3 protein-coding genes are annotated in these 15,081 nt (G+C 73.5%); all 3 read left to right on the top strand.

The window, feature by feature from the left end; all coding sequences use genetic code 11:
• The first annotated feature begins 223 nt into the window (after window positions 1-223).
• A complete protein-coding gene (locus ETD85_RS17130; protein ID WP_138690715.1) occupies window positions 224-2,011 on the top strand; it encodes an ABC transporter ATP-binding protein in 1,788 nt (595 codons plus the stop codon).
• 62 nt (window positions 2,012-2,073) lie between these two features.
• Complete coding sequence (locus ETD85_RS17125) at window positions 2,074-13,143, top strand: non-ribosomal peptide synthetase (RefSeq protein ID WP_138690714.1); 11,070 nt, start codon at window positions 2,074-2,076, stop codon at window positions 13,141-13,143.
• Complete coding sequence (locus ETD85_RS17120) at window positions 13,130-14,830, top strand: ABC transporter transmembrane domain-containing protein (protein WP_138690713.1); 1,701 nt, start codon at window positions 13,130-13,132, stop codon at window positions 14,828-14,830. Before ETD85_RS17125 ends, ETD85_RS17120 begins: the two co-directional genes overlap by 14 nt.
• Window positions 14,831-15,081 lie beyond the last annotated feature (251 nt).

Here is a 15,081-nt window from a genome sequence, read left to right as displayed (position 1 = left end):
GTCTCGGGAGAGCGGGCCGTGCGGCGTTCAGGCGAATCCCAATGTGAGGTTAGGCTAGCCTAATATTCCCGTGTTACGGTTTGCCTGCGTCATTCAGATTGCCGCGATGCAGGAAAGCACGGGATTTCCGGATGTTTCTCCAACGAACGACATTTAACAAGACCTTGCGGCGTTTCGCGGCGGCAGCCTCCATGCCGACGCCCCGGCCCGCCGTGGCCCGGGCGTGAGCACCACCGGCACGCCCGCCGCCCCGGCCATCCTGCGCACGGCGACCGGACGTGAGGCCGCGCGATGGGTCGCGGCGCACGTCCGCGAGGTGCCCTGGCTGACCGCCGCCACCGTGCTCACCACGGTGGCGGGGGCGGCGTTCCAGGTGCTGCCGGTGTTCCTGCTCGGCCAGGTGGTCGACGGGGTGGTCAGGGGCGAGCCGCGCTCGATCCTGGTCACGGTCGGGGCGCTGATGGTGGCCGCCGTCCTGCTCGGCTCGGCGGTCGTCTCGGCGTCGACGTACCTGATCGGGCGTCTCGGCGCGGACCTGCTCGCGCGGCTTCGGGAGGCCGCGGTCCGGGCGGTGCTGGGCATGCCGAGCGCGCGGATCGAGCAGGTCGGCCGGGGCGACGTGCTGTCCAGGGTCGGCGACGACGTGGCCGTGGTGTCCAAGGGCATCAGGACGGCCATCCCCACCGTGTTCTCGTCAGGCGTGCTGGTCGTCATCGCCACGGCCGGCATGTTCGGGCTGGACTGGCGGCTCGGCCTGGCCGGCGCCGGCGCGCTGCCCGCCTACTGGCTGGCCCTGCGCTGGTATCTCCCCAGGTCCGCGCCGCTCTACAAGCGGCAGCGAGAGGCCCAGGCCGATCGCGCGCAGGCGTTGATCAGCGGCCTGAACGGGATCGACACCGTCCGGGCCTACCGCCTTGAGGAAGCCTTCCGCGAGGAGGTCACCCGCGAGTCGTGGCGGGTGCGCGACCTCGGCGTCGAGGTGTTCCGGTTCTTCGGCCGGTTCGTCGGCAGGGAGAACCGCGCCGAGTTCATCGGGCTGGTCCTGATCATCGTGGTCGGGTACGTCCTGCTGGAGGCCGGCGCCATCACGCTGGGCGCGGCGTCGGTGGCCCCGTTGCTGTTCCACCGGCTGTTCAATCCGCTGGGCGCCATCATGTTCACCTTCGACGAGGCGCAGAAGTCGGGCGCGAGCCTGACCCGCCTGGTCGGAGTGCTGGGCGAGGACACGGAGGAGCGGCTGGTGGGCGGCGTGGCCGCCGCGCCGGTCGGCGACGGGCCGTACCCGGTGACGGTGGAGGGGCTGACCTTCAGCTATCCCGACTCCGAGCAACCGGTGCTGCGGGACGTCGACCTGGCGATCCCGGCTGGCGGCTCGCTCGCGCTGGTGGGGGCGACGGGCGCGGGCAAGACGACTCTCGCGGCGCTGATCGCGGGCATCGGGACCCCGCAGGCCGGGTCCGTGCGCATCGGGACGACCGATCTCGCCGGGCTGGACGAGGCCGGGGCGCGGGCCCTGGTGAGCATCCTGACGCAGGAGACGCACGTGTTCTCCGGCCCGCTCGCCGACGACCTGCGGCTGGCCGCGCCGGAGTCGACCGACGCCGAGCTGATGGACGCGTTGCGCACGGTCGGCGCCGGCACGTGGGCCGAGGCGCTGCCCGACGGCCTCGCCACCAGGGTCGGCGAAGGGGGTGAGCGCCTGGACGGCACCAGGGTCGCCCAGATCGCGCTGGCCCGGCTGGTGCTGGGCCGGGCGCCGGTGGTGGTGCTGGACGAGTCGACCGCGGAGGCGGGCAGCCAGGGCGCCGCCGAGCTGGAGCGCGCGGTGTCGGCCGCCTGCCTGGGCCGCACCACGCTGTTCGTGGCGCACCGGCTGACCCAGGCGATGGCGGCGGACCGCATCGCCGTGCTGGACGCGGGACGCGTCGTCGAGCAGGGAACCCACGAGGAGCTGGTGGCCCTGGGCGGCCGGTACGCGCGGCTGTGGCGCGCGTGGCAGGAAGGCAGCTAGTCAGGAGATCCAAAGTTAGGTTAGGCTAACCTTCGTATTCGAAAGGGATGGCTGAGTCTTCGATGACGGAACCGAGCACTCGTCTCGCACTTCTCTCTCCTGAACGCCTGGCCGGCGTGCGCCGGCGGACCGGCGAACACTCCGACAAGACCATCACCAAAGCCTGCGCCATCGGCCTGGCCTACTGGGCGGACAACCAGAGCCCCGACGGTCTCGACCTCAACTCCGGCACCCTGTTCGCCGACGTCCTCGGCTGGGCCGAGCACGCGGGGGACGAGGCCGCCGGCTGGGCGGTCGGCGCCGACGGCCGGAGCATCACCGTCCCCGAGGGCGTCGGGCTGGCCGACGCGCAGCTCGCGCTGGACGACCTGGCCGACTTCCCGGACCGGCCCATCGGCACCATCGGCCCGTCCAGCGTGCCGGCCCGGCTCCGGGCCCTGGCCGAGTGGAACGACACCAGGGCCGACAGGGTCCGCCCGACCATCGTGGAGATGTTCCGCGAGCAGGTGCGGGCCAGGCCGGACGCCATCGCCATCGTCGACGGGCAGCGGTCGCTGACCTACCGTGAGGTGGCCGGGCTGTCCAACCAGCTGGCCCACCACCTGATCGAACGCGGGCTCACCGCCGAGCAGATCGTCGGCGTCTCGCTGGAGCGCTCCGCCGAGATGGTGATCGGCCTGCTGGGCGTGCTCCAGGCGGGGTGCGCGTTCGTGCCGCTCGATCCGCAGTGGCCCGCCGCGCGCCGGGCGGTCGTCATCGACGACGCCGGGGTGGTGCTCCAGCTCAACGGCTCCGGCGAGCACGGCGCGGGCGAACCGCAGGCCGTGGCCGTCGACCTCGGCGACTGGCGGTTCGGCTCGTATCCCACCGAGCACGCCGGGGCCGCCATCCCCGGTCCCGCCCTGGCGTACGTGATCTTCACCTCCGGCTCGACCGGGCGGCCCAAGGGCGCGATGATCCGGCACGAGGCGATCAGCGAGCGCCTGCTGTGGCAGTCCAGGGAGATCCTGGGCTTCGGCCACGACGACGCCTCGCTGTTCAAGGCGCCGCTGTCGTTCGACATCTCCATCAACGAGATCTTCCTGCCGCTGGTGTGCGGCGGCCGGCTGGTGATCCTGCGGCCGGGCGGCGAGCGGGACCCGCACCACCTGCTGAGCGTGATCGCCGAGCAGCGCGTCACCTTCACGTACCTGGTGTCGTCCATGCTGGACGTGCTGCTGGAGATCGCGGGCGACTCCGGGCGGCTGGACAGCCTCAGGCACGTGTGGTGCGGCGGCGAGGTGCTGACCCCGGAGCTGTACGAGCGCTTCCGCACCCGGCTCGACATCCCCATGTACCACGGCTACGGCCCGGCCGAGACGACCATCGGCGTCTCCCACGTCATCTACCGGGGCGCGGCCGAGCGCCTGTCCACGTCGATCGGCAAGGCCAACCCCAACACCGAGCTGTACGTGCTGGACGAGGAGCTGCGCCCGGTGCCGGTCGGCGTCGGCGGCGAGCTGTACGTCGGCGGGTTCCTCCTGGGGCGCGGGTACGTCAACGCGCCCGGCCTGACCGCGTCCCGGTTCGTGGCCAATCCCTTCGCCGGGGACGGGTCCCGGCTGTACCGGACCGGTGACCTCGCGCGCTTCGCCCCTGACGGGTCGCTGGACTTCCTCGGCCGGGCCGACAACCAGATCAAGATCCGCGGCATGCGGCTGGAGATCGAGGACGTCGAGATCGGCCTCGCGGAGCACCCCCGGGTACGGCACACCTGCGTCGTCGCGAGGAAGAACACGGCCGGCGGCACCTACCTGGTGGGGTACGTGATCCCGGCGGCCGGGAGCGAGGACCTGCGCGCCGAGGAGGTCAAGTCGTGGGCCGCCGAGCACATGGTCGAGTACATGGTGCCCGCGCACATCGTCGTGACGGAGGCGTTCCCGCTCACCCCCAACGGCAAGGTGGACCGCAGCGCGCTGCCGGAGCCGCGGATCGGGACGGGCTCGTCCGCCCCGCCCGCCACCGAGAACGAGCGCGCGGTGTGCGCGGCGGTCGCGTCGGTGCTGCGGCTGGACGAGGTCGGCGCCGACCAGGACTTCTTCCGGCTCGGCGGGGACAGCATCCTGGCGATCTCGCTGCTGAGCGCGCTGCGCGAGGCGGGCCTGTACGTCACGGCGACGCAGATCTTCACCCACAGCACCGTGCGGGCGCTGGCGGCGGTGGCGAGCCGCGACGACGTCTCCGCCGTGGACCGGGAGGATGTCGCGACCGGTCCCGTCACGGGGTCGCCCATCCTGCGCTGGCTCGGCGAGAGCACGGGCGCGATCGACGGCTTCGTGCAGTCGGTGGTGCTGAACACCCCGGCGGACCTGACCGCCGGCGCTCTCGGCGAGTTGCTCACCGCCGTGGTCAGGCGGCACGACATGCTGCGCGCCAGGCTGGTGCGCGGCGAGCGCTGGGGCTTCGACGTCCCGGAGGCGGATGAGGCCGTCGCGGCGTGGCAGGAGAGCGACCGGCCGCTCGACGAGTGCGTCGAGCTCGCCACCGGCGGGCTCGACCCGGACGGCGGCGTGATGCTTCGTGCCGTCTGGCGGCGCGCGGCCCGGCAGCTGGTCGTGGTCGTCCATCACGTGGTGATCGACGGCGTGTCCTGGCGTGTCCTGATGGAGGACCTGGCCACGGGGTGGCGGCAGCTCGCCTCGGGCGCGCCGATCGAGCTGCCCGCCGTGGGCACGTCGTTCCGGCGCTGGACCCAGCTGCTGGAGCGGACGGCGTTCGACGCGGACCGCGGCCACTTCCAGCGTCCCCTGCCGGGAGCGGACGGGCCGCTGGGCCGGCGCCCGCTGTCCGGATCCGACACCGTCGCACGCGAGCGGACCCGGGCCGTCTCCGCCGGCGCCGAGGTCACCGCCGCGCTGCTGGGCGAGATCCCGGCGAAGTTCCACGCGGGCGTCAACGACGTGCTGCTGACCGCGCTCGCCGTCGCCCTCGCCCGGTGGCGCCGCGACCTCGGGCAGGATCAGACGTTCGCGCACATCGAGCTCGAAGGCCACGGCCGCGAAGGGCGGTTCGTGGCGGGCCCGGCCGGCTTCGAGCCGGACCTGTCACGCACCGTGGGCTGGTTCACCACGCTGTTCCCGGTGACCGTGGACCCCGGCGCGACGGCCGATTTCACCGCCCCCGGCTACCTGTCCGCCGCGCTCAAGTCGGTCAAGGAGGACCTCGCCCGGGTGCCGGGCAACGGGCTGTCCTACGGCGCCCTGCGATACCTGGCCGGCACCGGGTTCGACGCCTCCGCCCCGCAGGTGCTGTTCAACTACCTGGGCCGCTTCGACGCGGGCGCGTCCGGGGACTGGCAGCTGGCCGGCGCCACCGGCCAGCTGGGGGAGAGGCGCGACCCCGGGATGCGCCTGCCGCGCGTCCTGGAGTTCAACGCGATCGCCGAACCCGGCCCGACCGGCGAGTACGAGCTGGTCACCACCATCTCCTGGCCCGACGGGATGTTCGCCGGCGAGGACATCGCGACGATCGGCGCGTACTTCCAGGCGGCCTTGACCGGGCTGGCCGCGCTCGACGAGGGCGGCCACACCCCCAGCGACTTCGGCGCGGTGTCTCTCACGCAGGCCGACGTCGACGCCTTCGACGGCCCGGCGCTGCGCGACATCCTGCCGCTGACCCCGCTGCAGGAGGGCCTGTACTTCCACTCGGTCTTCGACGACGACTCGGCGGGCAGCTACGTCGAGCAGCAGCTCCTGACGCTGGACGGCGACGTGGACGCCGACCGGCTCGCGGCGGCGGCCACCCGGCTGCTCGCTCTCTACCCGAACCTGGCCGCGCGGTTCGTGGCACTCTCCGACGGCCGCGTGGTCTCGGTGCTGGAAAGCGGCGCGCGGGCGCCGTTCACCACGCTGGAGCGCCCCGGCATCACCGACGACGAGATCCGCGACTGCGCCGAGCGGGACCGCCGCGCCGGGTTCGACCTGGCCACCGGCCCGCTGATGAGATACACCCTCATTCGCGCGGGCGACGGCCGCGACGTCCTGGTGCAGACCGTGCACCACATCATCGCCGACGGCTGGTCGGTGCCCCCGATGCTGCGCGCCCTGCTGGCCGAGTACCACGCGCCGGGGACCGGGCATCCGCAGAGCGGCTTCCCCGGCTACGTACGCGGGCTCGCCATGCGCGACGGCGACGAGAGCGACCGGGTGTGGCGCGAGCAGCTCGCGGGGCTGCCCGGCCCTTCGCTGGTCGCCGAGGGGCACACCCCGTCCGGCCGGTTCGCGGAGACCGCCGAGGAGCCGGGCGACGACATCGACGCGGCCGTCCGGGCGGCGGGGGTGCCGCTCAGCGTCGCCGTGCACAGCGCCTGGGCCGTGACGCTGGGCGGCATCCTGCCCGGCACGGACGTGGTGTTCGGCTCCACGGTGTCCGGGCGGGACGCGGACGTGCCCGGCATCGAGGACATGGTGGGCCTGCTCATCAACACGATCCCCGTGCGCGCCCGCTGGGACGCCACCACCACGGCCCGCGAACTGCTCGCCTCGGTGCGGGAGCACCAGAGCGCGGTGCTGCCGCACCAGCATGTCTCGCTGGCCAGGATCGGCCGCCAGGCCGGCGGCGGCGGCCCCCTGTTCGACACGCTGGTGGTGTTCGACGTCGCGACCGACCTGGACAGCCTGCGCCGGCCCGGCGACGAGCTGGTCATCACCGGCATCGTGAACGAGGGCGCCCCGCACTACCCGCTGACGCTGGTGGTGGAGCGCGCACCCGGCGGCCGCCCGCGCTTCAACCTGATCTACGACGGCGAGCTGCTGCGGGAGACGCACGCCCAGGCGATCCTGCGCACGTTCACCCGGACCCTGACCGGCCTGCTCGCCCGTCCGGACGAGCCGGTGCCCGGCGGCGTCCGGCAGCCCGCGCGGATCACCCCGGCGACGCTGGGCGGGCTGTTCGACGCCGCCGCGGACCGCGACCCGGCCGCCGCCGCCGTCACCCAGTGCGGTCTCGACGGCAGCGCCCGGTCGCTGACCTACGGCGAGCTGGCGGAGGCGAAGAACGAGCTGGCCGCGGCGCTGCGCGCGGCCGGTGTCGGACCGGGCAAGCGGGTCGCCGTCGCCGTCCCGCGCTCCCTCGATCAGGTCGTCGCCCTGGTCGCGATCGTCACCGCGGGCGGCGCGTACGTGCCGCTGGACCTGGCGTACCCGGACGAACGGCTGGAGTACATCCTGGCCGACTCCGCCCCGCAGGTCGTGCTCGTGGACCGGGACCAGCGGGACCGCTTCACGGAGCTGTCGGCCAGGGCGGGCGTGCCGGCCCGCGTGCTCGTGCAGGGGGACGAGCTGCCGCTGGACGCCACCCCGTCCGAGGCCGGCCCGCACGACCCGGCGTACGTGATCTACACCTCCGGCTCGACCGGCAGGCCCAAGGGCGTCGTCGTCCCGCACTCCAGCGTGGTGACGCTGCTCGCGAACACCCAGCCCGACATGGGCTTCGGCCCGGACGACGTGTGGGTGCAGTTCCACTCCTACTCCTTCGACTTCGCGGTGTGGGAGCTGTGGGGCGCGCTGGCGTACGGCGGTGAGCTGCTGGTGCCGGAGTACGCCCTGACCCGCTCCCCGGTCGACTTCCACCGCCTGGTCCGCGAGCGCGGAGTGAGCGTGCTCAACCAGACGCCGTCGGCGTTCTACCAGTTCATCGAGGCCGACCGGCACGCCGCCGAGCCGGTCACCGCGCTCCGCCGGATCATCTTCGGCGGCGAGGCACTGGATCTCGGGCGGCTGCGCGGCTGGGTCGAGCGGCACGGCACGGCCTCGCCCGAGCTGGTCAACATGTACGGCATCACCGAGACCACCGTCCACGTCACGCACCGGGTGCTGACCGGCGCGGACTTCGCCGGCGGCGACGACGTCAGCCCGATCGGCGGCCCGATCCCCGGCCTGGTCACCCACCTGCTCGACGACCGGCTCCGGCCGGTGCCGCCGGGCCGGGTGGGCGCCATCTACGTCGCTGGTGACCAGGTGTCGCTCGGCTACCTGGGCAGGGCGGAGCTCACCGCGAGCCGGTTCGTGGCGGACCCGTTCGCGGGGGACGGCTCCCGCATGTACCACACGGGCGACCTCGCCCGGCGCACGCTCGGCGGCGAGCTGGAGTTCGTGGGCCGCGCCGACGACCAGGTGCAGCTCAAGGGGTTCCGCGTGGAGCTCGGCGAGGTGGAGTCCGCGATCAGGGAGCTCGACGGCGTGGTCGACGTGGCCGTCACTATTGGTGACGCTGCGGGTGTCATTGCGGGCGGCGCTGTGGCAGGTGGGGGCGATCACCTGGTCGCGCATGTCGTGGGCCGCGTGCCCGGTGACTTCGCCGGCCTGCTGTCGGCGAAGCTGCCCGCGCACATGGTGCCGAGCTCGGTGCGGCTGGTCGACGCCCTGCCGCTGACGGTCAACGGCAAGCTGGACCGCAAGGCCCTGAGCGAGCGCGCCGCACGGCACGACGACCTCCCGCTGCCCGCGAACGATTCCGCGCTCGCCGCGCGGCACGACGACCTCCCGGCGCCCGCGAGCGACTCCGCGCTCGCCGCGCTGGTCGGCATCTTCGCCGAGACGCTGCCCGGCGGAGACGCGGACGGCGACACCGACTTCTTCCGGGCCGGAGGCGACAGCATCGTCGCCATCACCGTGGTCAACCGGGCCAGGGCACTCGGCCTGCCGATCGCCCCGCGCGACGTGTTCCTGTTCAGGACGCCCCGCGCGCTCGCCGGACAGCTGGGGCCGCGCGCGCCGCAGGCCGCGGACGCCGCCGAGACCGGGCCCGCCCGCCCGGAGGACGGCCCGCTGGCACCGACGCCGATCATCCTGCGCCAGCGCGAGCTGGGCGGCTCTCTCGCCCGGTTCGCCCAGGCCAGGGCGCTGGTGGCGCCCGAGGGTGCCGGCTTCGCCGACGCCGAGCGCGCCGCGAACGCCGTCGTGGCCGCGCACCCGATGCTGCGGCTGCGGCTGCGCGCCGAGCACGGGGTGTGGACGCTGCACACCGAGCCCGCCCGCAAGGTCACCGTCGTCCGAACGGACACGCCCGCCGCGACCCACGCAACCGCCGTGACCCACGCAACCGCCGCAACCGCCGCGACCGCCGCAACGCACGAGACCCCCGCGACCCATGTGGCCGACGCCACTGCCGCGGCGAACGAAGCCGCCGGCCGGCTCGATCCCGAGGCGGGCGAGGTGGTCGCGTTCTCGTGGCTGGCGGCGAGCCGGACCCTGGTGGTCGTAGTGCACCACCTCGCCGTCGACTCGGTGTCCTGGCTGGTCCTGCTGGACGACCTGACCGCCGCCATGCGCGGGGCGGCCCTGCCGCCGCCGACCACGTCCTACGCCGAGTACGCCGACGCGCTGACGACCGAGTCCGCCCACGCGATCGACGACCTCGGGCACTGGATCACCACGCTCGAAGCGCCCCCGCTGCTGCCCGCGATCGAGGAGCAGCGCGAGGTCATCGTGGAGGCCGGGCCCGACGTGACCGCCCTCGTGACGCGCACCGCGCCCGCCGCGCTCGGCGTCGGCCTCACCGAGCTGCTGTGCGGCGCGCTGCGGGCCGCGCTGACGCGCATCCAGCCGACGCCCGCCGATCTGGCGATCGAGCTGGAGCGGCACGGCCGGGTCCCGGCGCTCGAACACCACGACTACAGCCGTACGGTCGGCTGGTTCACCTCCATCGCACCCGTACGGCTCACGCCGCACACCGACCCCGTAGCGGCGGCGCGCGAGGTCGCGGACCGCCAGCCGGACGAGCGCGGGCATGTCGCCTACGGCCGGCTCAGATACCTCAACTCGCAGACGGCCCCGCTGCTGACCGCCCGCCCGCAGGTGCTGTTCAACTACCTCGGCCGGGGCAGCGAGTCCCAAGCCCTGTCCATCACCCGGCCCACCGCTGCTGGTGACCCAGGCAGCCCGTACGCCGTCGAGGTCAACGCGTGGATCGACGCCGCCACCGGACGCCTGCGCGCGGCCTTCACCCTCGCCGCGGGCATCCCCGACGAGCTGACCGAGCACTGGCGGCACGCGCTGGAGCGCATCGCGGACGCCTGCGCGACGGCCGAGCGGACGGCGCCGGTGACCCCGCTGCAGAGGGGCCTGTACTTCCAGGCCCAGCTCACGGGCCCGGCCGGGCACTACGTAGCCCAGAGCTACTTCACCTTCGACCGGCGCCTGGACGCCGACGCCCTGGCCGAGGCGATGGCGTACGTGATCGCGCGGCACCCGGTGGCCGGCGCCGGCTTCACCACGGACGCCGGCGGCAACCCGGTCCAGGTCCTGGCGGCGGGCCGGCGGGTCAAGGTCCGCACGGTGTTCCTGCCGTCGGACGCGGACGTCGAAGCCCTGCGCGCCGAGGACCGCGGCACCGGCTTCGACCCGGACGAGCCGCCGCTGATCCGGCTGACCGTGGTGCGCAGGCCCGGCGGCCACGACGGCCTGCTGCTGAGCTACCACCTGCTGCTGTGGGACGGCTGGTCACGCGAGATCGTGCTGCGGGACCTGTTCGACGCCTACCAGGCCGTCGTCGCGGGGGAGCCGCTCGACCCGGCCCCGGCCACGCCGGGCTTCGAGGACCACGCCCGGGCGCTCGACGCCAGGGACCACTCCGCGTCGGAACGCTTCTGGGCAGAGCACCTGACCGGCCTGCCCGGGCCCACGCTGCTCGCCGGGCCGTCACCGGCGCTTCCCGGCGATCTGCCGCGCGCGCTCGTGCACACGCTGACCGCCGAGCAGTCGGAGCTGCTGCGAGCGGCGGCCAGAACGCACGGTGTCACGCTGAACTCGGTGCTGACCGGCGCGTTCGGCCTGCTGCTCGGCGCGCACACCGGCCGGAGCGACGCGGTGTTCGGCGTGACCGTCTCAGGCCGGGAGGGCGAGGGCCTGGCCGGGATCGTCGGCGTGCTGCTCAACACCGTGCCCATGTGGACGCGGGCCCGGCCGGAGGACACGGTGCGGGAGTACCTGTCCAGCGTGCAGGCGGCCAGGGTCTCGGCGATGGAGCACGAGCACCTCGGGCTGGGCGAGATCCAGCGGGCCGGCGGGCACGACGTCCTGTTCGACAACCTGTTCGTCCTGCAGAACTTCCTGGACCTGGACGCGCTCGCCGAGCTGAACGCCCGGCACGGCATCACCTCGGTGCGGGCCGACGACTCCACGCACTACCCGTTCACCTGGGTCGTCACGCCCGGCGACCGGCTCACGATCAAGCTGGAGCACGGCGGCGACGACGCGGAGCGCGCCCGTGGCCTCCTGGACGACTACCTGCGCGTGCTCGACGACGTGGCCCGCTCGACCGGGCCGGTGGGCGCGCTGCGGGGACTGGGGCCGGAGCCCGAGCCGGGCGAGCGGGCGGACGTCGGCACGGACACCGTGGTCGACCGGTTCGACCAGGCGGCCGAGCGCAGCCCGCACCGGGTCGCGCTCGTCGCCCACGGCAGGACCATGACGTTCGCCCAGCTCAGGGAGCGCAGCCGGGCAGTGGCGGGGGTGCTCGCCCAGCGCGGCATCGGCCCCGAGTCGACCGTGGGCCTGGCGATCCCGCGCTCTCTCGACTCGATCGTGGCGCTGTTCGCCGTGCTGCGCGCCGGGGCCGCGTACGTGCCGCTGGAGCTGGACCACCCGGACGAGCGGATCGCCGCGATCGTCGCGGATGCCCGCCCGGACGCGATCCTCACCGTGAGCGCCGTCTCTCCCCGGCTGACCGGCGACCTGATCGAGCTGGACCGCCCCCTGCCCGCGGCCGAGCCGTTCGTGACGTTCGCGCCGGACGACCCGGACCGCCTGCGGCACCCCGCGTACGTGATCTACACCTCGGGCTCGACCGGCAAGCCCAAGGGCGTGGTGACCGAGTACGCCGGGCTCACCAACATGCTGATCAACCACCAGCGCCGGATCTTCGAGCCGGTGCTGGCCGAGCACGGCCACCGGGTCCTCCGGATCGCGCACACCGTGTCGTTCGCGTTCGACATGTCGTGGGAGGAGCTGCTGTGGCTCGCCGACGGCCACGAGGTGCACATCTGCGACGAGGAGCTGCGGCGCGACGCGCCCCGCCTGGTCGAGTACTGCCTTGAGCACGGGATCGACGTCATCAACGTGACCCCCACCTACGCCCAGCAGCTGGCGGCCGAGGGGCTGCTCGACGACCCCGCGCGGCGGCCCGCGCTGGTGCTGCTGGGCGGCGAGGCGGTCACCCCGGCGCTGTGGCGGCGGCTCGCCGAGACCGAGGGGACGGTCGGCTACAACCTGTACGGACCCACCGAGTACACCATCAACACCCTCGGCGTCGGCACCTTCGAGTGCCAGGACCCGGTGGTGGGCGTCGCGATCGACAACACCGACGTGTACGTGCTGGACCCGTGGCTGCGGCCCGTGCCGGACGGCGTGCCCGGCGAGCTGTACGTGTCGGGCATCGGCATCGCCCGCGGCTACCTCGGGCAGTCCGCCCAGACCGCGCACCGGTTCGTCGCGTGCCCGTTCGGCGAGCCCGGCGAGCGCATGTACCGCACCGGGGACCTCGCGGCCCGGCGGCCCGACGGGAACCTGACGTATCTGGGCCGGACCGACCAGCAGGTCAAGATCCGGGGGCACCGGGTCGAGCTGGGCGAGGTCGAGGCCGCGTTCGCGGCGCACCCGGCGGTGCGGTTCGCCGCCGCGGTCGCCCAGGCTGACCCGCAGGTGGACGGGGCCTACCGGCTGGCCGCGTACCTCGTCCTGGGGGACGGTGACCTGGCGGCGGTCGCCGCCGAGGTGGGCGCCGGGCTGCCGGACTACCTGCGGCCCACGCACTACGCGCAGGTCGATAGCATCCCGCTGACAGTGAACGGGAAAGCCGACGCCAAGGCACTGCCGGACGCCAGGCCACTGGGCGCGCTGACCACCTCGGGCGAGCGCGGCCCGGAGACCGAGACGGAGACCGTGGTGTGCGAGCTCTTTGCCGAGGCGCTGGACCTGGATGACGACGAGGTGAGCGCGGTGAGCGACTTCACGTCCCTTGGCGGGCACTCCATGCTGGCGGTGCGGCTGATCGGGCTGCTCCGCCGCGAGTACGGCCCCGTGATCACCGTTCGTGACCTGCTCGCCCTGCGGACCCCGGAAGCGATTGCCCACCACCTTGATGATCAGTCCTGACCAGCAGCGGCCCAGCACGGGGTCCGGCATCCTCCGGACCGCGCTGCGGCGCAACGCCGGCGCCATGACCTGGGGCACCGTCCTCATGGGTATGTACCAGGCCGGCGAGACCGCCTTCCCCATCGCGCTCGGCCTGATAGTCGAGCACACCTTGCAGGAGCGCAGCCTCGGCTCGCTCGCCGTGTCGATCGCCGCGCTGGCCGTGATCATCACGACGGTGTCGCTGTCGTGGCGGTTCGGGATGCGCATCCTGCAGAAGGCCAACACGACCGAGGCGCACCGCTGGCGGGTGCGGGTCGCGGCCTGCGGGCTCCAGCCGGTGGCCAGGAACGTCGATCTCAAGTCCGGCGAGATCCTGACCATCGCCACCGAGGACGCCGACCAGACCGCCGACATCATCGAGGTGGTGCCGCTGCTGATCAGCTCGCTGGTCGCGGTGCTGATCACTGCGGTCGCGCTGGGCCTGGCCAGCCTCCAGCTCGGCCTGCTGGTGATCGTGGGGACCATCGCGATCCTGTCGATCCTGAGCGTGCTGTCCAGGCGGATCGGCGCCGGCACCCGCGAGCAGCAGGCCCGGGTGGCGCGGGCGGGCGCGAAGGTCGCCGACCTGATCACCGGCCTGCGCCCGCTGCACGGCTTCGGCGGCAACCACCCGGCATTCCTGTCCTACCGCAAGGTCAGCACCGAGGCGAAGAGCCAGGCGATCACCGTCGCCAAGGTGAACGGCGCGTACGCCGGCACCGCGCTGGCGCTCAACGCGATCCTCGCCGCCGCGGTGACCCTGACGGCGGGCTGGCTGGCGTTCGACGGCCGGATCGGCATCGGGGAGCTGGTCATGGCCGTGGGGCTGGCGCAGTTCATCATGGAGCCGCTCAAGCTGTTCTCGGAGATGCCGAAATACGTGATGACCGCGCGCGTCTCGGCCGAGCGGATGGCGCTGGTGCTGGCCGCGCCCGCGGTGATGACCCCGGGGTCCGAGCGCCCGTCCGCCGGCGGGGACCTGGAGGTCGACAGCGTCCGGTACGGGTCCCTGCGCGAGCTGAAGTTCCACGTGTCCGCGGGCGAGTTCGTGGCGATCGCCGTCTACCAGCCGCAGGCGGCGGCCGACCTCGCCTCGATCCTGGCCGTACGCGTCCCGCCCGGCGCGTACGAGGGCGTGGTGCGGGTCAGCGGGCGGGAGCTGGCGGACCTGTCGATCGAGGCGGTCCGCGAGCACCTGCTGGTGAACCCGTACGACGGGGAGATCTTCGCCGGCACCCTCCGCACGAACATCGACCCGGCGGGCGTCAGCCGGGTGGTCCCCGAGGCCGTCGAGGCGTCCATGCTGGCCGACGTCGTCGCCCTGCACCGCGAAGGGCTCGACTACGGCGTCCGCGACCGTGGCGCGAACCTGTCCGGCGGGCAGCGCCAGCGGCTGTCCCTGGCCCGCGCCCTCGCCGCCGACGCCGACATCCTGGTCCTGCACGATCCGACGACGGCGGTCGACGCGGTCACCGAGCAGCTCATCGCGCGCAACCTCGCGGAGCTGCGCCGCGACCGCACCACCATCGTGATCGCCGGCAGCCCGGCGCTCCTGGACGCCGCCGACCGCGTCCTGGTCCTGGACGACGGCGTCATCATCGCGGAGGACACCCACCGCAACCTGCTCGCCACCGACGAGAACTACCGCCTGGCCGTGGCCCGGTAGCCCGCCCGGACGCGCCACCTAGATCGGATGTCCGATATGTTCTCTTTCGGCCATGTCCTTTTCCGGTCTTGGGGGTCGGTGCCCGGTGCGCAGAACGCTGCTGATGGCGGCTCTCGTCTTGAGCCTGGCCGGCTGCGGCAGGGTCCCCGGGCTGGGCGCCTGGCCGCCCTTCGGCACGCCCGCACCGACGGCGACGCCCACCCCTTCCCGGTCGCAGGCGGCGTCGCCGAGCCTGGCTCTTATACACATCT

Origin of the sequence: Nonomuraea zeae, assembly GCF_005889725.1 — a bacterium.
Classification (GTDB): Bacteria; Actinomycetota; Actinomycetes; order Streptosporangiales; family Streptosporangiaceae; genus Nonomuraea; species Nonomuraea zeae.
The sequence above is the reverse complement of the archived record's forward strand: the minus strand, read 5'-3'. Positions and strand labels throughout refer to the sequence as shown.

Bases quoted from the DNA above. Each gene is read 5' to 3' on its own strand.
- ETD85_RS17125 (WP_138690714.1), top strand. From the start codon at position 2,074: ATGACGGAACCGAGCACTCGTCTCGCACTTCTCTCTCCTGAACGCCTG.
- ETD85_RS17120 (WP_138690713.1), top strand. From the start codon at position 13,130: ATGATCAGTCCTGACCAGCAGCGGCCCAGCACGGGGTCCGGCATCCTC.